Origin of the sequence: Streptomyces sp. NPDC046900 (assembly GCF_040644975.1) — a bacterium.
In the GTDB taxonomy this organism is placed as follows: Bacteria; Actinomycetota; Actinomycetes; order Streptomycetales; family Streptomycetaceae; genus Streptomyces.
In genome coordinates this window covers 7,633-29,680 of record NZ_JBEYXD010000035.1, presented here as the reverse complement: position 1 = coordinate 29,680, position 22,048 = coordinate 7,633, and the positions used below count along the sequence as shown (strand labels likewise).

The window sequence follows — 22,048 nt, the reverse complement described above, 5'->3', positions numbered from 1 at the left end:
GTACCCGTCACGTGGCGAGGTGACGCAGGCCACACACCCGTCGGCGTGCGCGCGGCCATATCGCGACGCCCACAGGGCCGTACACGCGGGCGTTCCCCTGCTGTCCCGAGAGCTGTGGCTATGCTGCCCAGTTGTTGTGCGGACCGGTTTCGGAGCGAGGACGCCCGTGGGGGGCGGGCCGCTCGGGTCCGACGAGAGCGAGGAGGCGTCCGGGCAGATGGAGACGACAAGTCGGGTGGGCGTACAGGCGCCGGCCGCGGAGGGCGGACAACAGCTTCCCTTCGCCCGGGGCACGGTCGACGGCTATCTCCAGGCGTCCTTCCCGTGGTACGGCCTCGATGAGGCGTTCACGGGTCCGCGCTGGCTGATGCACGTGGGCACGGCGGCCGACGGAGCCGTGGAGCACGGATCGATCGGGAACGGCGAAGAGCCCTCCGTGCGCAGCGAGGCCACCGAGGACAAGGAGCGGTTCGCGGTCGTGGTGACCGTGGCCGCCAACCCCGTTCGGCGCAGCCCGGACGGCACCGGCCTGCTGGAGGCGACATCGGTCTCCTCGGCGGCCTGGCTCGCGGGCGTGGGGCTGCTCTCGTTCACCTGGCCGGGCCAGATGGACCACACCCTGCGGGACGACTGGCTGGACCAGCAGACCGAGACGGCCTGGGTGCTCGCGGACGACCTGTCCGGCCCCGCCTGGTCGACCTTGTCGCTGCCCGTGGACGGCGTTCCGACGCCCTTCCACTACCGCGAGTCCGAGTTCGGCTGGGTGCTGGCCGGCTCCACGCAGGCGGGTGTGCACGTGGGGGCGTACGGCAGAGGGATGAGCGCGTACGGTCTGGGCTTCGCCGTGGTCAGGGACTTCGCGGCCTACGCCTAGCCGGGTACGCCGATGGGGGCGCCGTCCCACCCGGACGGCGCCCCCATCGGCGTACACAGCTCGCGGAACGCCTCTGTCGGCGCAGGCGGGCCTAGAACTTGTTCTTCGGCGTGATCCCCAGCGCCAGCCCCGCGAGGCCGCGCTGACGGCCGCCCAGCTTGCCCGCGATGGCACGCAGGGCCGAGCCCGCCGGGGAGTCCGGGTCGGTCAGGACCACCGGCTTGCCCTCGTCGCCGCCCTCGCGCAGCCGGACGTCGATGGGGATGGAGCCGAGGACCGGGACCGTGGCGCCGGTCGTGCGGGTGAGGCCGTCGGCGACCTGCTGGCCGCCGCCCGTGCCGAACACGTCCACCATCTCGCCGCAGTGCGGGCAGGGCAGGCCGGACATGTTCTCGACCACGCCGACGATCTTCTGGTGGGTCTGGACGGCGATGGAGCCGGCGCGTTCCGCCACCTCCGCGGCCGCCTGCTGCGGAGTGGTGACCACCAGGATCTCCGCGTTGGGGACCAACTGGGCCACCGAGATCGCGATGTCGCCCGTGCCCGGCGGGAGGTCAAGCAGCAGCACGTCCAGATCCCCCCAGAACACGTCCGCGAGGAACTGCTGGAGCGCGCGGTGCAGCATCGGGCCGCGCCAGACGACCGGCGCGTTGCCCGGGGTGAACATGCCGATCGAGATGACCTTCACGCCGTTCGCCTGCGGCGGCATGATCATGTTCTCGACCTGGGTCGGACGGCCGTCGGCGCCGAGCATGCGCGGCACGCTGTGGCCGTAGATGTCGGCGTCCACGACGCCGACCTTCAGGCCGTCGGCCGCCATCGCCGCAGCCAGGTTCACCGTCACCGAGGACTTGCCGACGCCGCCCTTGCCGGACGCGACCGCGTACACACGGGTGAGCGAGCCCGGCTTGGCGAAGGGGATCTCACGTTCGGCCTGGCCGCCGCGCAGTGCGGTCGCCAGTTCGCGGCGCTGCTCGTCGCTCATCACGTCGAGCGTGACGTCCACCCGGGTGACGCCCTCGACACGGGAGACCGCCTCCGTGACGCGCTGGGTGATGGTGTCGCGCATGGGGCAGCCGGAAACCGTCAGGTACACGGTGACCGCGACCGCTCCTTCCGCGCCGATCTCCACCGATTTGACCATCCCCAGCTCGGTGATGGGTCGCTGGATCTCGGGGTCGTTCACCGTCGCCAGTGCCTGGCGCACCGCGTCTTCCGTAGCCATAACCACGATGGTACGGCGCCCGGTGGGGCGCCGGTACGCCGTGTCAGCGGTCGTCTACGTCACGTCCGCCCGCCCGGTCCGCCGGAAGTACGGCATGCCCGTCGGGGCGCCGGTGCCCGTCCAGTTCCTTCGCGAGGTCCTGGAGCTCGGAGCGGATCCAGTCCCGGGTGGCCACTTCGCCGAGGCCGGTGCGCAGCGCGGCGACCTCCCGGGTCAGGTACTCGGTGTCCGCGATCGATCGCTCGTTCTGCTTGCGGTCCTGCTCGAGGTTGACCCTGTCGCGGTCGTCCTGACGGTTCTGGGCCAGCAGGATGAGCGGGGCCGCGTACGAGGCCTGGAGGGACAGCATCAGGGTCAGGAAGATGAAGGGGTACGGGTCGAAGCGCAGGTAGTGCGGGGCGGTGACGTTCCACACCAGCCAGATGATGATGACCACCGTCATCCAGACGATGAACCGCCCGGTGCCCAGGAAGCGCGCGATCCGTTCCGAGAGGCGTCCGAAGGCCTCCGGGTCCCATTCGGGCAGCACACGGGTGCGCCGGGGCTGCGGCTGGTCGAGCCGGATGCGGGTACGGGTCGCGGCGGTCGCGCCGGAGGGCACCTTCTCACGCTCAGGGACCATGGGCGACCCCCTCGTCGCTCAGGTCGAACTCCGTCTCGCGCCAGTCCTCGGGCAGCATGTGGTCCAGTACGTCGTCCACGGTCACCGAGCCGAGCAGCGAGCCGGACTCGTCGACGACGGGCGCCGCGACCATGTCGTAGGTGGCGAAGAACCCGGCCACCACCGGCAGCGGCGCGTCCGGGGCCAGCGGCTGCAGGTCGTTGTCCAGGATCGAGCTGACGAGCGTGTACGGCGGGTCCCGCAGCAGCCGCTGGAAGTGCACGATCCCCAGGTATTTGCCGGTCGGTGTCTCGTCCGGCGGACGGCAGACGTAGACCTGGGCGGCGAGCGCGGGCGACAGATCGCGGTTGCGGACCCGGGCGAGGGCGTCGGCGATGGTCGCGTCCGGCCGCAGCACGATCGGCTCGGTGGTCATCAGACCGCCCGCGGTCTTCTCCTCGTACGCCATCAGACGGCGCATCTCGGCCGCGTCGGCGGGCTGCATCAGGCTCAGCAGCCGTTCCTTCTCGTCCTCCGGCAGCTCGCCGAGCAGATCGGCGGCGTCGTCCGGGTCCATGGCCTCCAGGATGTCCGCGGCGCGCTCCTGCTTCAGCTTGCCGAGGATTTCGACCTGGTCGTCCTCCGGCAGCTGTTCCAGCACATCGGCGAGCCGGTCGTCGTCCAGGGCGGCGGCCACCTCCGCGCGGCGCTTGGCGGAGAGATGGTGCAGGACGTTGGCGAGGTCGGCGGGCCGCAGCTGTTCGAAGGTGGCGAGCAGGCTCTCGGCGCCCTGGCCCTGCTCCTCCAGGGAGAACCCGGTGACGGCGGACCAGTCGACCGTGAGCGTCTCGCCCTTGCTGCGCCGGAACGCCCCGCCCTTCCCCTTGCGCACGAAGACCTTGCCGACCTCCCACTCACGGCGGGCGGGCAGCTGCTGCACGGACAGGTCGAGGACGGTGACCTCCTCCTCGCTCTCGACGAGCGTGACGCGCCGGTCCAGCAGCTCGCCGAAGACGAGCCGCTCGGTGGGCCGCTGCTCGAAGCGCCGCACGTTCAGCACGCCGGTGGTGATGACCTGGCCGGACTCGATGCCGGTCACGCGGGTCATGGGCAGGAAGCTACGGCGACGGGTGGTCAGCTCCACGACCAGGCCGAGGAGTCGGGGAGGACGCCCGCCCACGCGCAGCATGACCACGAGGTCGCGCACGCGTCCGACCTGGTCGCCGTTGGGGTCGAAGACGGGGACGCCGGCCAGGTGCGAGACGAAGATGCGAGGGGCGCTTGCCGCCATGCCCGCACCTCCTTTTCCTGCTGTTTTGTCCGCTCGCGTGGGCTTCAGGCTAGCCCGTCCTGGTGCGGTACGCCCTGGCGAGAGGCGCGGACGGACTGGCTCCGGAGGGCCTCACAGGCACCGGTACGCTGCCGTAGCCGATGAGGACTCCGGATGAGAGGCAGCCCCACCTGTGACCGCATTTCCCCACGGCCGTACCCGCAGGGCCGTACTGGTGTGCGCGCTGGTCGTGACGGGGACGGGGCTCGTCGGGTGCAGCAGCGATCCGGACGCCGGGACGAACGGGGTGGGCAAGCTGCCGGCCGACAAGATCCAGAGCCGTACGCGGACGGCGGCCGCATCGGCGTCGGCGGTCAGGCTGTCCGGGACCGTCGTCAGCAGCGGCACCACCTACACGCTGGACATGCAACTGAAGGCCGACGGCGGCACCGGCTCGGTCACCTCGAAGAACGGCACGTTCAAGCTGCTGCGGGTGGGCCGGCACCTGTTCCTGAAGGCCGACGCCAAGTTCTGGAACCAGCAGGACGGCAAGGAGGGTGGCGGGGGCTCGCAGGCGGCGGCCGACAAGCTCGACGGCAAGTACGTGACGGTGCCGACGGGGGACCCGGCCTACAAGCGTTTCAGCGGCTTCACCGACAAGGACGTGCTGCTGGAGGGGCTTCTGACCCTCCACGGCGCGCTGGCGACCGACGGCCACCACGAGCAGAACGGCATCCGCACGATCCGGATCACCGGGGACAAGGGCTCCGGTGGCACGCTGGACGTCTCCCTGGAGGGAACCCCCTATCCGCTGCGCCTGGTCCGCGCCGGGAACGCGGGGACACTCACTCTCTCGGACTGGGGGAAGAGCTTCGCCCTGGCGGAGCCGTCGAAGAACGAGACGGTGGACTACGGGAGGCAACTGCCGTCGTCCTGACGGCGGGCGGGGAGCCCGGCCGCGAGGCAGGGCTACCGGCGCTTGCGCCGCAGCAGACGGGGCAGGGCCGCCGGGATCGGCCGGCGGGTCGTCGCCGGGGTCGGGACGGGCGGCGCGGCCTGGGAGTCCGAGGGGAGCGCCACCGTCGCGCCCGCCGGCTCCAGGCGCAGCACACGGCACTCCCGGCGCCAGCGCTCCGGCATCTCCTCGCCGTCGGGAGCGTTCAGCCGCTTGCCCTTCAGCTCGGCGACCGCGGTCTCCCACTCGGGCGAGCCCTGCGCCAGCTCGACCACCTTCGCGGACCAGGTGACGATCCGGCCGCCCTTGTCCTTGCTGCGGACCGTGACGAGGGCGTCCCCGCCGTCGGAGAGGCCGGTCAGCGGCTGTTCGCCGGGGCCGTCGCCGACCACGCAGGCGGCGCCCTCGTGCCACACGTGCCACAGCGCCCGCGGGGGGTCCGGCAGTGCTCCCTGGACCCAGATCAGCCCGGACTTCTTCGTGGCCTCCTCGACGAGGGCCCGGTCGAGCAGCTCGCTTGTCATGGGCCCAGCCTAGGACGTGCCGTGCCGATCCCGTCCGCAGCCGTGGCCCGGACCCGCCGTCACAGCCAGCCGTTGCGCTTCAGTGTGCGGTGGATACCCAGACAGATGGCCACCGTGATGCCCATGATCACCGGGTAGCCGTACTTCCAGTGGAGTTCCGGCATGTGCTTGAAGTTCATGCCGTACACGCCGCAGACCATCGTCGGCACGGCGATGATCGCCGCCCACGCCGTGATCTTGCGCATGTCCTCGTTCTGCGCGACGGACGCCTGCGCCAGGTTGGCCTGGAGGATCGAGTTCAGCAGCTCGTCGAAGCCCACCACCTGCTCGTGGACCCGGGCGAGGTGGTCGGCGACATCGCGGAAGTACTTCTGGATGTCCGGGTCGACCAGCCGCATCGGCCGCTCGCTCAGCAGCAGCATCGGCCGCATGAGCGGTGCCACCGCCCGCTTGAACTCCAGCACCTCGCGCTTGAGTTGGTAGATGCGGCCGGCGTCCGTGCCCCGGGGCGTGCCGCCCTTCCTGCCCGGCGAGAACACCTCCGTCTCCACCTCGTCGATGTCGACCTGCATCGCGTCGGCCACGGCGATGTACCCGTCGACGACGTGGTCGGCGATCGCGTGCAGCACGGCCGAGGGGCCCTTGGCGAGCAGTTCGGGGTCGTCCTGCAGCCGGTGCCGCAGCGTCCGCAGCGAGCCCTGGCCGCCGTGCCGGACGGTGATGAAGAAGTCCCGTCCGGTGAAGCACATGACCTCGCCGGTCTCGACGACCTCGCTGTTGGCGGTCAGCTCGTCGTGGTCGACGTAGTGGATGGTCTTGAAGACGGCGAAGAGGGAGTCGTCGTACCGCTCCAGCTTGGGGCGCTGGTGCGCCTGCACCGCGTCCTCGACCGCCAGCGGGTGCAGCCCGAACTCGCTTGCGATACCGGAGAATTCGGCTTCGGTCGGCTCGTGCAGACCGATCCACACGAAGCCTCCGTCGCGCTGCACCCGGCGCATCGCCTCCTGCGGCGACAGCGGACTGGCCGTGTCGACCCGGAACCCGTCGCGGTAGACGGCGCAGTCGACGACGGCGGACGGCGTCGCGGGGTCGCGAGTGCTGTCGTACGGGGCGGCGTCCTTGCGCAGCGAGGGGCGGGAGGGGCGGACCGCGGCACGCAGGTCACGGATCATCGACATGGCGGGCTCCTTCGCAACGAGCAGCGATGGCGCCGACGACGGGTGGAACTGCCCGGAATGAGGACGTCCTGGGAGTGCGCATGTTTGGCACGTCCACAAAGCGGGGAGCACCGCACCATCGCGGTGGCGGACTTCGCTGCTGATTCAGATCAGACAGAGCAGAACGAAACGAAGTGCTCTTCCGTGACGCACCGGGAGTCCGGAGCGGGTCCGAGGGGGATCCGCGCGAAATCATGGCGCGCAAGTGAGAGGTGGCGGCCAGCCAGAGCAGCTACATCAATGACCGGAAGAGCGGGTGCTACTGCACGGTCGACTTCGATCCATGACAGCCCCACCTCCTCCAGCCAGTCCCTCGTGAGGGACGATTCATTCCCCGTCGGGGAATCTCACGGTGTCGGGACCCGACCGCGACGCTTCTGCGTGCTGCCCCGAACCACCGGCCAAGAGTATCAGCCGACCGAAGTGTCAAGGCGCTGCTTTGCCCGGTACTGACGAGTTCTATATTCACCGCATGGTTGATGTTCTTCCACTGGTCGAGGCTCGGTTGCGCACAGCGCTGGGCGAACCGGACGCCCGCGCCGCGGTCACCTTCCTGGGTACGGACCGCATCGAGGTGCTGCGTTTCCGGGAGAAGGACATCGTCCGTTACGCCACTCTGGGGATGTCCGCCCAGCCGATGACGGACCCCACGGCGACGCTCGCCGACGCCCTCAAGGGACCCCGCGCCGAGTTGGTCCTCTCGGTCCGCGCCGGTGTCGCCGACACCGACAAGGTGTTGCGTCCGCTCGCTGTGCTCGGTGCGTCCCCCCAGGTCGAGGGCGTGGTCGTGGCGCCCGGCGCCTCGCTGGACGTGGGCGAACCGCTGTGGCCCGGCGCACCGTTCACCTCGGTCCTGGTCGCCGAGCCGGGCGGCCTGGTCGAGGACCTCGAACTGGAGGAGCCGCTCGACCCGGTGCGGTTCCTGCCGTTGCTGCCCATGACCCCGAACGAGGCCGCCTGGAAGCGGGTGCACGGAGCACCGGCCCTCCAGGAACGCTGGCTGACGAGCGGGACGGACCTGCGGGATCCGTCCCGCAGGTCCGTCCCGCTGGACTGACGCGGAGTGAGCAAGCTCACCGATCCGCGGCCGCCGGAGGTCAGTTGGCGAAGACGGTGACACCGTCCTCGCTCGCGTGCCGCGTCTCGAGCTCCTCGGCCTCGTGTGTGAGGGCGTTGTGTCGTACGAACACCACGATTGCGCCCACGACGGCGGTGAGGGCCGCGACCACGAACGGGATGTGGATGTCGCTCCACTCCTCGATCTTCGGCGCCAGGTAGGGGGCGGCCGCCGCGGCGAACCAGCGCACGAAGTTGTAGCCCGCGCTGGCCACCGGGCGCGGGGCGTCCGACACGCCGAGGGCCAGCTCGGTGTAGACCGTGTTGTTCACGCCGATGAAGGCACCGGACAGGACCGTGCAGACGATCGCGGCGGTGTGGTCGCCGTAGCCGAGCACGGCCACGTCGATCGCCAGTAGCACCAGCGAGCCGCCGAGCACCTTCAGCGAACCGAAGCGCGCCTGCATACGGGGCGCCACGATCACCGAGAAGACGGCCAGCAGCAGGCCCCAGGCGAAGAACACCGCGCCCGACTTGTAGGGGGTCATGTCCAGCACGAACGGTGTGAAGGCCAGCACGGTGAAGAACGTGTAGTTGTAGAAGAAGGCGGAGGCGGCCACCGAGGCGAGCCCGCCGTGGCCGAGTGCCTTGATCGGGTCGAGGAGCGAGGTCTTCCGCGCGGGCCGCGGCTGCTCCTTCAGGAACGCCGTGATGCACAGAAAGCCGATCGCCATCAGCGTGGCCGTGCCGAAGAACGGGTAACGCCAGCTGATGTTCCCGAGCAGCGCGCCCAGCAGCGGGCCGCACGCCATGCCGAGGCCGAGCGCCGACTCGTACAGCAGGATCGCCGCGGCGCTGCCTCCGGCCGCCGCGCCGACGATCACGGCGAGCGCCGTGGAGACGAAGAGCGCGTTGCCGAGGCCCCAGCCGGCGCGGAAGCCGACGAGCTGGGCGACCGAACCCGAGGTGCCTGCGAGGGCCGCGAAGACCACCACGAAGGCGAGGCCGAGCAGCAGTGTCCTGCGGCCGCCGATACGGCTGGAGACGAAGCCGGTGACCAGCATGGCGACGGCGGTGATCAGGAAGTACGAGGTGAAGAGGAGGGAGACCTGGCTGGGCGTGGCCTGCAGGCCCTTGGCGATGGACGGCAGGATCGGGTCCACGAGCCCGATGCCCATGAACGCGACGACGGACGCGCCGGCTGTGGCCCACACGGACTTGGGCTGGCGCAGGATGCCGCCGGCTCCCGCGTCGAACGGATCCGTCCCGGCCGCCGCGGCCGGTCCTCCTGTATGGGTGCTCATGCTTGTCCTCGCACTCTCCCTGGATTGGTTGGCCTATACATACATTATGTTAGGGGAACTAATTAATGCAAACTGCATCTAGTTTTGGTCGATCAGGCGTGCGTGCGAGCTACACGCCGGACGGGTGATCGTCCTTGACGCGGCGCGGGACGGGGAGGACCGTGGGGGCCTATGAGGGGCGAACCCAGTTGCCCGAAGTGTGGTGGCCGGGTCAGGGCTCCCGGACTCTTTGCCGACTCGTGGCAGTGCGACGTGCACGGCAGCGTGCATCCCCTGCAGCCCGTGATCCCGCCCAGCGTCGAGGCCCTCGGCGTCGTGGTGCACCGGGCGAAGGTGCCGGTGTGGATGCCGTGGCCGCTGCCGGTCGGATGGCTGTTCACCGGCGTGGCGTGCGCGGGCGACGACCGCAGCGGGGGCCGTGCCACGGCCGTGGCCTGTTCGGGCCCGGGACCGCTCGGCGGTATGGGCGAGCTGATCCTCGTCGCCGAGGAGTTGGGGGTCGGCCTGGGTGCGTGGTACGCGGGCATCGACGGCCCGGACCCCGGCCCCTATCTGAACGTCGAGAAGCCGCCCCAGGCCAAGGTGCTGGCGGCCGGCCGCCCCACCCCGCTGTGGCATGTCACCGGCACCCCCGACGATCGCGCGGTCTTCGCGGGCGAGGCGCGAGGACTGTGGCTGTGGGCGGTCGTCTGGCCCGAGCAGACGGGCATGCTGCTGTACGACGAACTGGTACTGACCGACCTCAGGGACGCGGGGGCCGAAGTCGACCTGCTCCCCTGCGGGGCGTTGTCGCCGCGCCTGCTGCAGCCATGACGCGGGGGAGCCCGCGGGCGTAGGGGGCGCATCCCGGCTGCGGGTATGACGAACTGAGGGATCCCGTTATTCTTGAGCGTCCCCTCCCCCCGTCGTCGCTTGGAGTCCGCGTCGTGCGCATCGACCTGCACACCCACTCCACCGCCTCCGACGGTACGGACACCCCGGCGGAGCTGGTGCTGGCCGCCGCTGCCGCCGGACTGGACGTGATCGCCCTGACCGACCACGACTCCACCCGCGGCCACGCCGAGGCGATCCGCGCGCTGCCCGAGGGGCTGACCCTGGTTCCCGGCGCCGAGCTCTCCTGCCGGTGGCAGGGCATCAGCATGCACATGCTTGCCTACCTGTTCGACCCCGAGCAGCCTGACCTGCTCGCCGAGCGGGAGCTGGTCCGGGACGACCGGGTGCCGCGGGCGCACGCGATGGTCGACAAGCTCCGCGAGCTGGGCGTGCCGATCACCTGGGAGCAGGTGGCCCGCATCGCCGGCGACGGCTCGGTCGGACGCCCGCACATCGCCACCGTCCTGGTCGAGCTCGGCGTCGTGGACAGCGTCTCGGACGCGTTCACGCCCGACTGGCTGGCCGACGGCGGGCGCGCCTACGTCGAGAAGCACGCGACCGATCCGTTCGAGGCGATCAGGCTGGTCAAGGCCGCGGGCGGGGTGACCGTCTTCGCGCACCCGGCCGCCTCCCAGCGCGGGCGGACCGTGCCGGAGTCCGTCATCGCGGACCTCGCCGCCGCGGGGCTCGACGGCATCGAGGTCGACCACATGGACCACGACCAGGCGACCCGGGCGCGGCTGCGCGGCCTCGCCGGCGAACTGGGGCTCCTCGTCACCGGTTCCTCCGACTACCACGGCAGCCGCAAGACGTGCGTGCTCGGGGAGAACACCACCGACCCCGAGGTGTACGGGGAGATCATCAGGCGCGGCACCGGGGGGTTCCCGGTGCCGGGCACCGGTGGACACCCGAGCGCCTAGCGCTGTCGTAGTCCCCGCTGCTCGTTCTCACTGCTTTCGGGCCCGTCATACGCCGCCGTGCCCCCACCGTCGCGTGCCTTCCGGCTCCGCCCCCTTGAACCAGTCCATCGGCCGCGTCCGCCGCCGTGTGTCCGTCCGTACCTCTTCGCAAGGCCTTCATGTTCGACGTCGCCCTCTTCGGTTCCCTCTTCCTCACCCTCTTCGTGATCATGGATCCCCCGGGGATCACTCCGATCTTCCTCGCGCTCACCGCCGGACGCTCCGCCAAGGTGCAGAAGCGGATGGCCTTCCAGGCCGTCTGCGTGGCCGGCGGTGTGATCGCGGTGTTCGGGGTGCTCGGCCACCAGATCCTGGACTATCTGCATGTCTCGGTGCCCGCCCTGATGATCGCGGGCGGACTGCTCCTGCTGCTGATCGCCCTCGACCTGCTGACCGGCAAGACCGACGAGCCGAAGCAGACCAAGGACGTCAATGTCGCCCTCGTGCCGCTCGGCATGCCGCTGCTCGCCGGGCCGGGCGCCATCGTGTCCGTGATCCTGGCGGTCCAGCGGGCCGACAGCGTGGGCGCCCAGGTGTCGGTGTGGACGGCGATCCTCGCGATCCACGTCGTGCTGTGGCTGGTCATGCGCTACTCGCTGGTGATCATCCGCGTCATCAAAGACGGCGGCGTGGTCCTGGTGACCCGGCTCGCGGGCATGATGCTCTCCGCGATCGCCGTGCAGCAGATCATCAACGGCATCACCGAGGTCGTCCGCGGGAGCTGAACTGCCCGGGCGGTCCCGGTACACGCGAAGCCCCGTACGGCACAGGTGCCGTACGGGGCTTCGAAGTTTCGGTCACGCCGAGGACTTGCTCACGTCGTTGTACGTCGTCTACGTCGTTCGCGCCGAGGCCGTGCCTGGTCGGTCACGCCTGAGCGCCGGTTGCGTCAAGTGGTTCGGTTGTGCAGAAGTATCGGTTGTGCCGGCTTCTCCGAGCCCGCCCGATTCGATTACGAGGCTGTCGTCTCGGCCGGGCGGATCCAGAGGCGCTGCCCGATGGCCGCGGCCTGCTGAACGATCTGCTTGACGGAGGCGGCGTCCACGACGGTGGTGTCCACGGGGGTGCCGTCGACGTCGTCGAGTCGCATGATTTCGAAGCGCATAAGGCTTCTCCCTTCGTCTGGTCATCCTCCTGAGGAGAACTACTGGTGAGCGGAGCACGGGCGACGGTGCCCGTGTTCCTGTAGGAATCAACCGGGTGCCCCGGCAGAACATTCCCTACGCTAAGGAAATTTTTCGAGTCTCTAATGACCGACTGGTAAGGAGTTGGTTTCCGGCGCTGACTGGATTCACGTTGCACTGACCGGCGCCGTTTGTGTTCGCAGCGTGACCGCCGGGACAATGGAGGCAGTATGAACGACGACCTGTCGGCGCTCGGCGCCCGTATCGACCGCACCAACGAGTTGCTCCAGCGCATGCTCGCCGAGGTGGCCAAGACGCCCTCGACCCATGCGATCTTCGTCGATGCCGGCTACCTGTACGCGGCCGCGGGACGCCTCGTCGCCGGCACCGAGGACCGCCGGGCCTTCGACCTCGACGCCGAGGGACTGATCGAGGCACTCATCGACAAGGCGCGCACGATCTTCGCGGACAGCCGGCTGCTGCGCGTGTACTGGTACGACGGCGCCAGACGCCGTATCCACACCGCCGAGCAGCAGTCCATCGCCGAACTCCCCGACGTGAAGGTGCGGCTCGGCAACCTCAACGCCAACAACCAGCAAAAGGGCGTCGACTCCCTGATCAGGACCGACCTCGAGTCACTCGCCCGGCACCGGGCCATCAGCGACGCGGCGCTCATCGGCGGCGACGAGGACCTGGTGTCGGCGGTCGAGGCGGCGCAGGGCTACGGCGCCCGGGTGCACCTGTGGGGCATCGAGGCGCCCGAGGGCCGCAACCAGGCGGAACCGCTGCTGTGGGAGGTCGACAGCCAGCGCACCCTGGAGCTCGAGTTCTTCAAGCCGTATGTGAGCCGGCGGACGGCCACGACCTACGAGGCCTCGTCCGTCGCCCGTCCCACCCGCGAGGACGTCCGCTTCGTGGGCGCGCAGATCGCGGCGAAGTGGCTGGCGGCCCGGGGCCGGGAGGCGCTGGCCGACCTGCTGCCCGGCCATCCGTATCTGCCGGGCTCCGTCGACCAGGATCTGCTGGTGGAGGCCGAGGGCCTGCTGCAGTACTCGCTCCGCGGCCAGTCGGACCTGCGGCGCGCCCTGCGGGACGGATTCTGGGAGCACCTCCAGGGCCAGTACTAGGCCGCCCCGAGGACCTGGTCCCAGAAGGCGGCCAGAGCGCGGGCCGTGTGTGCCGGCTGATCGGTGTTGGGGGAGTGCTCGGCATCCGGTACGACCGTGCGGTCGGCACCGAGCCGGGCGGCCATGTCGTCCAGGAGCGGGACCGGCCAGGTGTCGTCGCGGTCGCCGGACAGCACGTGCACGGGCAGGCCCACGGCAGCCAGTTCGGCCACCCGGTCGGGTTCCGTGCACAACTGCCGGCCGGTGGCCATGAGCTGGGCGGGGCTGTTGCCGAGCCAGCGGCGGCGCAGGTCCTCCCCGTCGGCGAGCCCCTCGTCGATGTCCCCGGCGTCGACGTCCTCCGGCGGTTCCATGGCCTGGATGGCCTCCCAGACCTGGGCCATGTCCAGGACGGCGAGCGCGTCGTGCAGCAGCTTGACGCGCTGCTGCTGGGGGGCCGAGATCTGGGCCGGGCCGGAGGCCATGAGGGTCAGCGAGACGAACGGGGAAGCGTCGAGGAGGACGGCGGCGCGGGCGATCTGACCGCCCAGGGAGTGCCCGAGCAGGTGCACGGGCGCCCCGGCGGCGTGCGCCTGCGCGATCACGTCCCGCGCCAACTCGGCCTGCTCGTACGGCGCTTCGTCGTCCCGGGGGCCGGGGGACTCGTACTGCCCTCGTCCGTCGACGGCGACGGTCCGGTATCCGGCCGCGGCCAGCAGCGGCTGCAGCACGATGAAGTCCTCTTTGCTCCCGGTGAACCCGGGCAGTAGAAGCGCGGTCCCCTTCACCCGATCCCTCGCGGCGTCGGCCTCAAGGACGGCGAACTCCCCGCGGTCCGTACCGAGCCGGTACGCCCGGACACCGGGCGGCGGGGTGAAGCTGGGGGGACGGCTCATGGAGGGGAGGTTACCGGGCGGTCGGTGCCGTGCGCGGGTGGGGCAGGGTGACATCAAGGTGTACGGAGCGGGAGAAACGCCGATGGCCCGTCTCCACGCGGGGTGGAGACGGGCCATCGACCGGGTGTCGGGTCAGCCCTCGGCCGGCTCGGCGGCCTTGCGCGTACGCCGTCGCGGCTTCGCCGCGACCTCGTCCGCCTGCGCCTGCAGCTCCGTGTCGGCGGCTACCGCCTTGCGGGTCCGGCGCCGGGGCTTGGCCTCCGGCTCTTCCGCCGCCTGAGCGGGAATCGCCACCTCGACGGGGGCGGCTTCCGCGGTCTTGCGGGTGCGTCGGCGTGGCGTGGCCTCCGTCGCCTCGGCAGTGTCGACGGCCGCTTCCGCGGGGGTCGCCTCAGCGGCCTTACGGGTGCGTCGGCGCGGCTTCGCCTCCGGCTCCGGTGCCGCCTCGGCCGTCTCGGCAGGGGCGGCCTCTGAGGTCTTGCGCGTACGCCGCGGCTTGACCGCCGCCTCGGCCTCGGCCGTGTCGACCGGGGTCTCGGCCGCCTTGCGGGTGCGTCGGCGCGGCTTGTCCTCCGCGGCCTCGGCAGTGTCGACGGCCGCCTCTCCGGGGGTCGCGTCCGCGGTCTTGCGGGTGCGTCGGCGCGGCGTGGCCTCCGTCGCCTCGACGGTGTCCACGGCGGCCTCCGCCGTGTCGACCACGGCCTCGGCGGCCTTGCGCGTACGACGGCGCGGCTTGGCCTCCACGGCATCCGCCACGTCCACCGCGGCCTCTGCGGCGATGGGAGCCGTCTCCGTGGCCCCGTCCGTGTTCACGGCGGTCTCCGCAGCCTCCGCGCCCCTGCGGGTCCGGCGGCGGCGCGGCTTGACGGGCTCGGCCGTGTCCACAGCGGTCTCCGCCGCCTCCGGCGCCGCCGTCTCGGTCACCGCGGCGACCGGTTCGGCCACACCGCCGCGCATACGGCGGCGACGGCGCTGGGCGCGCGGCTCCACGGCCTCCACCGTGTCCGTGGCCTGAGTGGCCTCCGGGGCGGACGGCGTCTCCATCGGCGACCCGTTCCGCGTACGACGCCGGCGACGCGGCGTACGTGCCGGACGCTCGGCCTCCGCGGACGGGCCCGAGGAGCGGCGGCCGCGCGGCCCCCGGCCGCCTGTCTCGCCGAGATCCTCCAGCTCCTCCGCAGCGAGCCCCGCACGCGTGCGCTCGGAGCGCGGCAGGACGCCCTTCGTGCCCTCGGGGATGCCGAGCTCGGCGAAGAGGTGCGGGGAGGTGGAATACGTCTCCACCGGGTCGTTGAAGTTGAGCTCCAGCGCCTTGTTGATCAGCTGCCAGCGCGGGATGTCGTCCCAGTCGACGAGCGTGATCGCCGTACCCGACGCGCCCGCCCGGCCCGTGCGGCCGATGCGGTGCAGGTACGTCTTCTCGTCCTCGGGGGACTGATAGTTGACGACGTGCGTGACGCCCTCGACGTCGATGCCGCGCGCGGCCACGTCGGTGCAGACGAGCACGTCCACCTTGCCGTTGCGGAAGGCCCGCAGCGCCTGCTCACGCGCGCCCTGGCCGAGGTCGCCGTGGACCGCGCCGGACGCGAAGCCGCGCCGCTGGAGCTGCTCGGCGATGTCGGCCGCCGTACGCTTCGTACGGCAGAAGATCATCGCCAGTCCGCGTGTCTCGGCCTGCAGTATGCGTGCGACCATCTCCGGCTTGTCCATGGAGTGAGCGCGGTAGACGTGCTGGGCGATGTTCGCGACGGTCGCGCCCTCGTCGTCCGGTGCCGTGGCACGGATGTGCGTCGGCTGGGACATGTAGCGGCGGGCGAGCCCGATGACCGCGCCCGGCATGGTCGCCGAGAACAGCATGGTCTGCCGCTTGGCCGGCAGCATGTCGATGATCTTCTCGACATCGGGCAGGAAGCCCAGGTCGAGCATCTCGTCGGCCTCGTCGAGGACCAGGCACTTCACATGCTTCAGGTTCAGCTTCTTCTGGCCGGCCAGGTCCAGCAGACGCCCCGGGGTGCCGACGATGACGTCGACGCCCTTCTTCAGGGCCTCCACCTGGGGTTCGTAGGCCCGGCCGCCGTAGATCGCCATGACGCGCACATTGCGTACCTTGCCCGCGGTGAGCAGGTCGTTGGTGACCTGCGTGCAGAGCTCGCGGGTGGGCACGACGACGAGTGCCTGGGGGGCGTCGGTGAGGGCCTCGGGCTTGGCCCGGCCCGCCTCGACGTCCACGGGGACGGTGACGCGCTCGAGGAGCGGGAGGCCGAAACCGAGCGTCTTGCCGGTGCCGGTCTTGGCCTGGCCGATGACGTCCGTGCCGGAGAGGGCTACGGGAAGGGTCATCTCCTGGATGGGGAAGGGATTGATGATGCCGACGGCTTCCAGGGCCTCGGCCGTCTCGGGAAGGATTCCGAGTTCTCGAAAAGTCGTAGTCAGGGTGCTGCCTCTTCTGTGTACGCGATGCGAGGCGAACGCGGGGGTCGTGACCGTGTGTACGACGTCGGCCTGCTTGGGGGACGGGCCTAGTGCCACGGGACCACGCCGACGTTCCAGCGCTCGTATCGCTGAGGGTCCCTCCGGATGCCGTACGCACTGTGCCGTACGGACAGGGAGGGCTGTCGGGTCGGAGCCGATCGGGCCACCGACCGGGCATCCTCATACGTGCGGCCTGTCGAGGTACGTCGTAGTACTCAGCAGGCGCATTACCACCATACCCCGGAATCGCGCACACGTGATGGCCGATTCGGTCACGTAGTCGTCGTCACAGTGATTGACCAGGGACTTCCTCGGGGCGCGGAGCGGACTATTGTGCGCTGCATGACGACGCCTGACAACGCCACCGACGCATCCGCCGAACCCACCTCGGTCGCCGCCCAGGACTGGGCGAAGGCCTCCGTCGACCCCCATTACCGTGCCGCGGTCGTGGATCTGCTCGGCGCGCTCGCCTACGGCGAGCTGGCGGCGTTCGAACGGCTCGCGGAGGACGCGAAGCTCGCCCCCACGCTCACGGACAAGGCGGAGCTCGCGAAGATGGCGTCCGCCGAGTTCCACCACTTCGAGCGGATCCGGAACCGGCTCACCGAGATCGGGATCGAGCCGACCGAGGCGATGGACCCGTTCGTCACGGCGTACGACAGCTTCCACAAGCAGACGGCGCCCTCGGACTGGCTGGAGGGGCTCGTCAAGGCGTACGTGGGCGACTCGATCGCCAGCGACTTCTACCGGGAGGTGGCGGCCAGGCTGGACTCCGACACGCGAGAGCTCGTCCTGGCCGTGCTCGACGACACCGGGCACGCCGGCTTCGCCGTCGAGAAGGTGCGCGCCGCGATCGACGCCGAACCGCGGGTGGGCGGGCGGCTCGCGCTGTGGGCGCGCCGGCTGATGGGCGAGGCCCTGTCGCAGTCGCAGCGCGTGGTCGCGGAGCGGGACGCGCTGTCGACGATGCTCGTCGGCGGCGTCGCGGACGGCTTCGACCTCGCCGAGGTCGGCAGGATGTTCTCCCGGATCACCGAGGCCCACACGAAGCGGATGGCCGCCTTGGGGCTGGCCGCCTGATCCCTTCTCGTGGGCGGGGGCTGCTGTGCCTGGCGTGGGCGGGGCGGTCCGTCGCCGCGGTCGGTGTGGCTGACACTGGCGTCGTGGACGTATCAGCGCGGCTGGCGACGCGTCTGTGGCCTCCTTCGATGCGGCTGCCGCTGTCGTCGTGACGGTTTACAGCTGCGTCGGCGCGGCTCATTGCCGCCAGGGCGTGTCCCGGGCGTCGACTTGCCTGGCGTGGTGGCGGCGGCGCGGCTACCGCCGCAGGCATGGCTCCATCAACACGGCTGCCGGTGCGTCTGTGACCCATCGCCGCGATGGGTGCCGGGGGCGGGCGCCCCAGGCGTTGCCGTGCCCGGCGTGGCTGGTGCCGCGCGGCTGTCCTCGGCGTCATGACCGTATCTGCGCGGCTGCCGCTGCCGTCGTGACGGCTCATCGTCGCATCGGCGCGGCGCGATGCCGCCGGGGTGCCCTGGGCGCCTCGGCGGGCGTGTCCCGGGCGTCGCCCGCCCGGCATGGCTGGGTCGCTCGGGTCGCCGTGTCCGGCGTGGCTGGGCCAGTAGGTCACCCGGCTGGCGTGCTGAGTTGGCGCACCTGCCGTCGGTGTGGCTGGGTCGATGGGGTCGCGCCCCGGCCGGCGGGCTCGGTCGGCGCGGTCGCCGCTGTCGGCGTGGCTGTGGCGGGGCCGCTGGGTCGGCCTGGTCGACGCGACCGGTGTGGCTCGGTTGGACGCGGCTGTCCCCGGCGTCACGCCCGTATCAGCGTGGCGGCCCGCAGGCCCATGACCTCATCGATGAGACTGCCGCTGCCGTCGCGACGCCACGCCGACGCGTCGGCGTAGCCGCTCGCGCCGGGTGCCGGGGGTGTCCTGGGCGTCGCCGTGTCCGGCGGCCGGCCTCAGGCCGTCGCCGATCGGCGGCGGAATCTTTCCGCCGGACGCAGCAGCAGCGACAGTGAGGCCGCGGAGACGACCAGCGAGCCGACGAGGATCAGGAGCAGACCCACCGAACCCAGCGCGCTGTGAGTGATGAACGCGCCGAAGAGAGCCCCTGCCACGCCGGTGGGCAGCACCAGGCGGCGGGCGGGTAGCCGGTGGGGCAGTCGGTGTGCGGCCACCCATGCCAGGGCGAGCCCGAGGACGGCGGAGCCGAGCGCTTCCAAGAGCATGACGAGGGTCCCTCCCGCACGGCTGCTGCCAGGGCAAATCAGTCGTAGCCGGTACTACCCGTGGCGTGCGGAAGGCAATCCTCCTCTGTGCGGGGGATGTGCCCCGTCTGTGTGTCCGCCGGCCTTGAAACAGGCCGGGGACAGAGCAGCAGAAGGGGCCCGGTGGTGCGTCCCACCGGGCCCCTTCCATTGCTCCGTATGGATCTACAGCGCGCCGAAGCCCACCTTGCGCGGGGCCTGCTCGCCGATCTCCACGTACGCGAGGCGGTCCGCGGGGACGAGGAGCTTGCGGCCGTGCTCGTCCACGAGGGTCAGCAGGGGCGACTTGCCGGCCAGCGCCTCGGCCACGACACGCTCGACCTCCTCGGCACTCTGACCGCTCTCCAGAACGATCTCGCGGGGCGCGTGCTGCACGCCGATCTTGACCTCCACGGCTTTGTCCCTCCGACGGTCAGTGATGGGCGCGGCCGTCCGCGCCGTACCAGCACACATTAGCCCGGTGAGGGGACGTGCACGCTCCGCTCCGGCACGCCAGGAGCGAACAGCCGCCGGGAACAAAACCCACGTCGCCCCGGCCGCCGCGTCAGTGGTGCTGTTCGCTGCCGTGCAGCGGGAATCCCGCGATGCCCCGCCAGGCCAGCGAGGTCAGCAGCTGCACCGCCTGGTCGCGCGGCACGCTGCGGTCGCTGTGCAGCCAGGAGCGCGCCACGACCTGGGCGAGGCCGCCGAGCCCCGACGCCAGCAGCATCGACTCGGCCCGCGACAGGCCGGTGTCCTCGGCGATGACGTCGCAGATCGCCTCCGCGCACTCGATCGTGACCTTGTCGACACGATCACGCACGGCGGGCTCGTTCGTCAGGTCCGACTCGAAGACCAGCCGGAAGGCACCGCCGTCGTCCTCCACGTAGGCGAAGTACGCGTCCATGGTGGCCCGTACGCGCTGCTTGTTGTCGGTCGTCGACGCGAGCGCGTTCCGTACGGCCTGCAGCAGGGCCTCGCAGTGCTGGTCCAGCAGGGCCAGATAGAGGTCGAGCTTGCCGGGGAAGTGCTGGTAGAGCACCGGCTTGCTGACGCCGGCCCGCTCGGCGATGTCGTCCATCGCCGCCGCGTGGTAGCCCTGCGCCACGAACACTTCCTGGGCGGCGCCCAGGAGCTGGTTCCGTCGGGCACGGCGCGGCAGGCGAGTGCCCCGCGGGCGTGCCGCCTCTGTCTGCTCGATGGCTGTCACGCCGCCTCCCAAAATCGTCCACATGCGGTGTGCGCCGCGCCGCCATCGTACTTTTCGGTAACCGTGCTGTGCGCGGTGCGAACGCAGAATTTCATGGACCGGACGGTGGCGAAAGCCGCGCGGAGCGCGCCGAACGGGGCAGTGCGGGCGAAAGGCTCTCCCTGATCCCGGCGGCACGCGACCTGCGCACTCGTCCGCTCCCTGGTCACTTGTCACGTCTCCGGTGCGGGCGTCCTGCCCGAGGCGGACCTCCGGCACCTACGGGCCGACCGCCCGAAGGGATCGTCCTGTGCCTCACCGGTCCCGTGTCCGGCCGATACTCACCACTCACTGATAGGCGTCCTCGTCATCGATCTCGACGACGCGCTTCTGCTCCACGAGATCGGCCTCGTTGGCCCGCAGGATCTCCTCTTCTGTCAGGGGTTCCTCCCGCGCCGGGGTGAGCTCCGTGAGTTGTTCGGCGACGTCGTTCTCCGGGGCCTCCACGTCGATCTCGACGGCCTCGTTCACGTCTTCCTCGAACGTCTCGGGATCAGTGGGGTCTACGGCCATGGTGGGCTCCCTCCTAGAACTCCTGGAACGTCCCTGAAAGAGGCAGGGTCCCCACCGGGTGCCCTGCTATGAGCCTAGGAGACACCCGATACGGACGCTATGTGTGGTGAAGCGGGACTCCTGACGCTTTCCGGCGGCAGCGGCGCGCCACGTCCAGCTTCTGTGATGGCGAACACATGAGCCGCTGTGTGATCGTCTCGTAACATTGCCGCATGTCGTCGACCGAGCTGCCGTCCGTCGCTGCCGCCAATGTGCTCCCGAAGGTGGCTCCTGTCAGGGTCGAGGAAGGGGAGCGCCTCAAGTCGGTCGGGTTGCCGGGGATCACCCTGACCCTGCGGTCGCGGCCGCCGGTGCGCGAAGGACTGCCCCCCGCCCTGTATGTCCACGGGCTCGGCGGGTCCTCCCAGAACTGGTCCGCGCTCATGGCACGGCTCGACGGGTTCGTCGACGGCGAGGCCATGGATCTGCCCGGCTTCGGCGACTCGCCGCCCCCGGACGACGGCAACTACTCCGTCACGGGGCACGCGAGGGCGATCATCCGCTATCTCGATGCCACCGGCCGCGGACCGGTGCACCTGTTCGGCAACTCGATGGGCGGTGCCATCGCCACCCGCGTGGCGGCCGTTCGCCCCGATCTCGTCCGTACGCTCACGCTCGTGTCGCCCGCGCTGCCGGAGGTCTTCATCCAGCGCGGCGCCGTGCCGACGGGGCTGCTCGCGCTGCCCGGCGTGGCCGGGCTGTTCATCCGCTACACCAAGTCATGGAGCGCCGAGCAGCGCGTCCGCGGGGTCCTGGCCCTGTGCTACGGAGATCCCGGGCAGGTCACGCCGGAAGGGTTCGACCACGCCGTCGAGGAGATGGAGCGGCGGCTGCGGCTGCCCTACTTCTGGGACGCGATGGCACGCTCGGCGCGCGGGATCGTGAACGCGTACACGCTGGGCGGTCAGCACGGGCTGTGGCGCCAGGCGGAGCGGGTCCTCGCGCCGACGCTGCTGGTGTACGGCGGCCGGGACCAGCTGGTGTCCTACCGCATGGCCCACCGTGCGGCGCGCGCCTTCCGTGACTCCCGGCTGCTGACTTTGCCGGACGCGGGGCATGTCGCGATGATGGAGTATCCGGAGGTCGTGGCCACGGCGTTCGGGGAACTGCTCGCGGACACGGGGCAGTTGCCCGAGTCGGTGGGCGACCCGGCGAGCGGTCGCGACGGCCGTGCGGCCGGCCGGGGCGATGAGCCCGAGAACAGGGGCACAGGGACGACGGGTGAGTCCGGCACGGCCGGCGCGAGGAGCTGAGGCGCGGCGTGGGACGGCACAGCCGCAAGGGGCGGGGCGACAGGACGAACAAGGACACGGGTGCGACGCCGGGGATATCGGCGGCTTCCGCGTCGACGCGGGAAGCGACGGACGGACCCCGCCCGCCCGGCGGCACCCCGGCGCATGAGATACCCGGCGCGCCGGGCGGCACGCCCGCCCAAGGCGTGCCCCGGTTCCCGGACGGCACTCCGGCTCACGGCGTACCGCGTTTCGCCGACGGCACTCCGGCTCGTGGTGTGCCCCGGCTTCCCGATGGCACTCCGGCTCGTG

General features: G+C 70.9%; 22 protein-coding genes and 1 pseudogene. 10 read left to right on the top strand and 13 right to left on the bottom strand.

The genetic code is table 11. The features are described 5' to 3' along the window. Window positions 1-217: 217 nt before the first annotated feature. Window positions 218-874 carry a hypothetical protein gene (locus tag ABZ904_RS28505; RefSeq protein WP_360998723.1) on the top strand — a complete coding sequence of 219 codons (657 nt, stop codon included), beginning with the start codon at window positions 218-220 and terminating at the stop codon, window positions 872-874. Between the two features lie 91 nt (window positions 875-965). Here the strand turns inward: ABZ904_RS28505 and ABZ904_RS28500 are convergent, their stop codons facing one another. Genes ABZ904_RS28500 through ABZ904_RS28490 form a run of 3 tightly spaced genes read right to left on the bottom strand, consistent with a single transcriptional unit; the run spans window position 966 to window position 3,991 of the window. Further along, window positions 966-2,099 carry an Mrp/NBP35 family ATP-binding protein gene (locus ABZ904_RS28500; RefSeq protein ID WP_359396654.1) on the bottom strand — a complete coding sequence of 378 codons (1,134 nt, stop codon included), beginning with the start codon at window positions 2,097-2,099 and terminating at the stop codon, window positions 966-968. Window positions 2,100-2,142: 43 nt separating this feature from the next. Further along, complete coding sequence (locus tag ABZ904_RS28495; RefSeq protein WP_359396652.1) at window positions 2,143-2,721, bottom strand: DUF1003 domain-containing protein; 579 nt, start codon at window positions 2,719-2,721, stop codon at window positions 2,143-2,145. Then, window positions 2,711-3,991 (bottom strand): CBS domain-containing protein, encoded by a 1,281-nt coding sequence (locus ABZ904_RS28490; RefSeq protein WP_359396650.1) that lies wholly within the window; start codon window positions 3,989-3,991, stop codon window positions 2,711-2,713. The genes ABZ904_RS28495 and ABZ904_RS28490 overlap by 11 nt, the downstream gene beginning before the upstream one ends. Window positions 3,992-4,163: 172 nt before the next feature. Between ABZ904_RS28490 and ABZ904_RS28485 the strand changes: the two genes are divergently transcribed. After that, complete coding sequence (locus ABZ904_RS28485) at window positions 4,164-4,907, top strand: hypothetical protein (protein WP_359396647.1); 744 nt, start codon at window positions 4,164-4,166, stop codon at window positions 4,905-4,907. 32 nt (window positions 4,908-4,939) lie between these two features. Here the strand turns inward: ABZ904_RS28485 and ABZ904_RS28480 are convergent, their stop codons facing one another. Further along, window positions 4,940-5,449, bottom strand: a complete 510-nt coding sequence (locus tag ABZ904_RS28480) for a hypothetical protein (protein ID WP_360998726.1) — start codon at window positions 5,447-5,449, stop codon at window positions 4,940-4,942. A gap of 59 nt (window positions 5,450-5,508) precedes the next feature. Further along, window positions 5,509-6,627 carry a magnesium and cobalt transport protein CorA gene (locus tag ABZ904_RS28475; RefSeq protein ID WP_360998728.1) on the bottom strand — a complete coding sequence of 373 codons (1,119 nt, stop codon included), beginning with the start codon at window positions 6,625-6,627 and terminating at the stop codon, window positions 5,509-5,511. Window positions 6,628-7,138: 511 nt separating this feature from the next. On the opposite strand from ABZ904_RS28475, the gene ABZ904_RS28470 reads away from it, so the two are divergent. Further along, window positions 7,139-7,723 (top strand): suppressor of fused domain protein, encoded by a 585-nt coding sequence (locus ABZ904_RS28470; protein WP_360998730.1) that lies wholly within the window; start codon window positions 7,139-7,141, stop codon window positions 7,721-7,723. A 40-nt stretch (window positions 7,724-7,763) separates the two neighbouring features. Here the strand turns inward: ABZ904_RS28470 and ABZ904_RS28465 are convergent, their stop codons facing one another. Then, a complete protein-coding gene (locus tag ABZ904_RS28465; RefSeq protein WP_360998731.1) occupies window positions 7,764-9,026 on the bottom strand; it encodes an MFS transporter in 1,263 nt (420 codons plus the stop codon). A gap of 171 nt (window positions 9,027-9,197) precedes the next feature. Here ABZ904_RS28465 and ABZ904_RS28460 point away from each other — a divergent pair, with 171 nt between their 5' ends. The 3 genes from ABZ904_RS28460 to ABZ904_RS28450 all read left to right on the top strand — a co-directional run bounded on the left by ABZ904_RS28460 (window position 9,198) and on the right by ABZ904_RS28450 (window position 11,583). Then, entirely contained in the window at window positions 9,198-9,839 is a 642-nt protein-coding gene (locus tag ABZ904_RS28460; RefSeq protein WP_359396637.1) for a DUF6758 family protein, read from the top strand. 113 nt (window positions 9,840-9,952) lie between these two features. Continuing rightward, window positions 9,953-10,819, top strand: coding sequence for a PHP domain-containing protein (locus tag ABZ904_RS28455; RefSeq protein WP_359396635.1), 867 nt, complete (start codon window positions 9,953-9,955; stop codon window positions 10,817-10,819). A gap of 158 nt (window positions 10,820-10,977) precedes the next feature. Then, window positions 10,978-11,583 (top strand): MarC family protein, encoded by a 606-nt coding sequence (locus ABZ904_RS28450; protein WP_359396633.1) that lies wholly within the window; start codon window positions 10,978-10,980, stop codon window positions 11,581-11,583. Between the two features lie 227 nt (window positions 11,584-11,810). Here the strand turns inward: ABZ904_RS28450 and ABZ904_RS28445 are convergent, their stop codons facing one another. Next, a complete protein-coding gene (locus ABZ904_RS28445; RefSeq protein ID WP_359396631.1) occupies window positions 11,811-11,963 on the bottom strand; it encodes a hypothetical protein in 153 nt (50 codons plus the stop codon). 249 nt (window positions 11,964-12,212) lie between these two features. Here ABZ904_RS28445 and ABZ904_RS28440 point away from each other — a divergent pair, with 249 nt between their 5' ends. Next, window positions 12,213-13,109 (top strand): NYN domain-containing protein, encoded by an 897-nt coding sequence (locus ABZ904_RS28440; RefSeq protein WP_359396629.1) that lies wholly within the window; start codon window positions 12,213-12,215, stop codon window positions 13,107-13,109. Here ABZ904_RS28440 and ABZ904_RS28435 read toward each other — a convergent pair. Both ABZ904_RS28435 and ABZ904_RS28430 read right to left on the bottom strand, forming a co-directional pair. Continuing rightward, entirely contained in the window at window positions 13,106-13,984 is an 879-nt protein-coding gene (locus tag ABZ904_RS28435; protein WP_360998735.1) for an alpha/beta hydrolase, read from the bottom strand. The genes ABZ904_RS28440 and ABZ904_RS28435 overlap by 4 nt on opposite strands. Window positions 13,985-14,116: 132 nt before the next feature. Further along, window positions 14,117-16,324, bottom strand: a complete 2,208-nt coding sequence (locus ABZ904_RS28430; RefSeq protein WP_360998751.1) for a DEAD/DEAH box helicase — start codon at window positions 16,322-16,324, stop codon at window positions 14,117-14,119. A gap of 474 nt (window positions 16,325-16,798) precedes the next feature. Between ABZ904_RS28430 and ABZ904_RS28425 the strand changes: the two genes are divergently transcribed. After that, window positions 16,799-17,536, top strand: coding sequence for a ferritin-like fold-containing protein (locus tag ABZ904_RS28425; protein WP_359396625.1), 738 nt, complete (start codon window positions 16,799-16,801; stop codon window positions 17,534-17,536). 879 nt (window positions 17,537-18,415) lie between these two features. On the opposite strand, the gene ABZ904_RS28420 is transcribed toward ABZ904_RS28425, so the two are convergent. From ABZ904_RS28420 to ABZ904_RS28405, 4 genes are all read right to left on the bottom strand, one after another. Then, window positions 18,416-18,685: a hypothetical protein gene (locus tag ABZ904_RS28420; RefSeq protein ID WP_359396623.1), complete on the bottom strand. Its 270-nt coding sequence runs from the start codon at window positions 18,683-18,685 to the stop codon at window positions 18,416-18,418. A gap of 204 nt (window positions 18,686-18,889) precedes the next feature. Beyond that, on the bottom strand, window positions 18,890-19,117 hold the full coding sequence (locus ABZ904_RS28415; RefSeq protein WP_359396621.1) for a DUF3107 domain-containing protein: 228 nt from the start codon (window positions 19,115-19,117) through the stop codon (window positions 18,890-18,892). Window positions 19,118-19,268: 151 nt separating this feature from the next. After that, window positions 19,269-19,913 (bottom strand): TetR/AcrR family transcriptional regulator, encoded by a 645-nt coding sequence (locus ABZ904_RS28410; protein ID WP_359396619.1) that lies wholly within the window; start codon window positions 19,911-19,913, stop codon window positions 19,269-19,271. 327 nt (window positions 19,914-20,240) lie between these two features. Next, on the bottom strand, window positions 20,241-20,465 hold the full coding sequence (locus tag ABZ904_RS28405) for a hypothetical protein (RefSeq protein ID WP_359396617.1): 225 nt from the start codon (window positions 20,463-20,465) through the stop codon (window positions 20,241-20,243). A 212-nt stretch (window positions 20,466-20,677) separates the two neighbouring features. On the opposite strand from ABZ904_RS28405, the gene ABZ904_RS28400 reads away from it, so the two are divergent. Together ABZ904_RS28400 and ABZ904_RS28395 are read left to right on the top strand one after the other, a co-directional pair. Further along, window positions 20,678-21,757, top strand: a complete 1,080-nt coding sequence (locus ABZ904_RS28400) for an alpha/beta hydrolase (protein WP_361826224.1) — start codon at window positions 20,678-20,680, stop codon at window positions 21,755-21,757. A gap of 8 nt (window positions 21,758-21,765) precedes the next feature. Then, window positions 21,766-22,048, top strand: a pseudogene (locus ABZ904_RS28395) (hypothetical protein); the annotation flags it as partial.

Bases quoted from the DNA above. Each gene is read 5' to 3' on its own strand.
- ABZ904_RS28505 (WP_360998723.1), top strand. From the start codon at position 218: ATGGAGACGACAAGTCGGGTGGGCGTACAGGCGCCGGCCGCGGAGGGC.
- ABZ904_RS28500 (WP_359396654.1), bottom strand. From the start codon at position 2,099: ATGGCTACGGAAGACGCGGTGCGCCAGGCACTGGCGACGGTGAACGAC.
- ABZ904_RS28495 (WP_359396652.1), bottom strand. From the start codon at position 2,721: ATGGTCCCTGAGCGTGAGAAGGTGCCCTCCGGCGCGACCGCCGCGACC.
- ABZ904_RS28490 (WP_359396650.1), bottom strand. From the start codon at position 3,991: ATGGCGGCAAGCGCCCCTCGCATCTTCGTCTCGCACCTGGCCGGCGTC.
- ABZ904_RS28480 (WP_360998726.1), bottom strand. From the start codon at position 5,449: ATGACAAGCGAGCTGCTCGACCGGGCCCTCGTCGAGGAGGCCACGAAG.
- ABZ904_RS28475 (WP_360998728.1), bottom strand. From the start codon at position 6,627: ATGTCGATGATCCGTGACCTGCGTGCCGCGGTCCGCCCCTCCCGCCCC.
- ABZ904_RS28470 (WP_360998730.1), top strand. From the start codon at position 7,139: ATGGTTGATGTTCTTCCACTGGTCGAGGCTCGGTTGCGCACAGCGCTG.
- ABZ904_RS28465 (WP_360998731.1), bottom strand. From the start codon at position 9,026: ATGAGCACCCATACAGGAGGACCGGCCGCGGCGGCCGGGACGGATCCG.
- ABZ904_RS28460 (WP_359396637.1), top strand. From the start codon at position 9,198: ATGAGGGGCGAACCCAGTTGCCCGAAGTGTGGTGGCCGGGTCAGGGCT.
- ABZ904_RS28450 (WP_359396633.1), top strand. From the start codon at position 10,978: ATGTTCGACGTCGCCCTCTTCGGTTCCCTCTTCCTCACCCTCTTCGTG.
- ABZ904_RS28445 (WP_359396631.1), bottom strand. From the start codon at position 11,963: ATGCGCTTCGAAATCATGCGACTCGACGACGTCGACGGCACCCCCGTG.
- ABZ904_RS28440 (WP_359396629.1), top strand. From the start codon at position 12,213: ATGAACGACGACCTGTCGGCGCTCGGCGCCCGTATCGACCGCACCAAC.
- ABZ904_RS28435 (WP_360998735.1), bottom strand. From the start codon at position 13,984: ATGAGCCGTCCCCCCAGCTTCACCCCGCCGCCCGGTGTCCGGGCGTAC.
- ABZ904_RS28430 (WP_360998751.1), bottom strand. From the start codon at position 16,324: ATGACCCTTCCCGTAGCCCTCTCCGGCACGGACGTCATCGGCCAGGCC.
- ABZ904_RS28425 (WP_359396625.1), top strand. From the start codon at position 16,799: ATGACGACGCCTGACAACGCCACCGACGCATCCGCCGAACCCACCTCG.
- ABZ904_RS28420 (WP_359396623.1), bottom strand. From the start codon at position 18,685: ATGCTCTTGGAAGCGCTCGGCTCCGCCGTCCTCGGGCTCGCCCTGGCA.
- ABZ904_RS28405 (WP_359396617.1), bottom strand. From the start codon at position 20,465: ATGGCCGTAGACCCCACTGATCCCGAGACGTTCGAGGAAGACGTGAAC.
- ABZ904_RS28400 (WP_361826224.1), top strand. From the start codon at position 20,678: ATGTCGTCGACCGAGCTGCCGTCCGTCGCTGCCGCCAATGTGCTCCCG.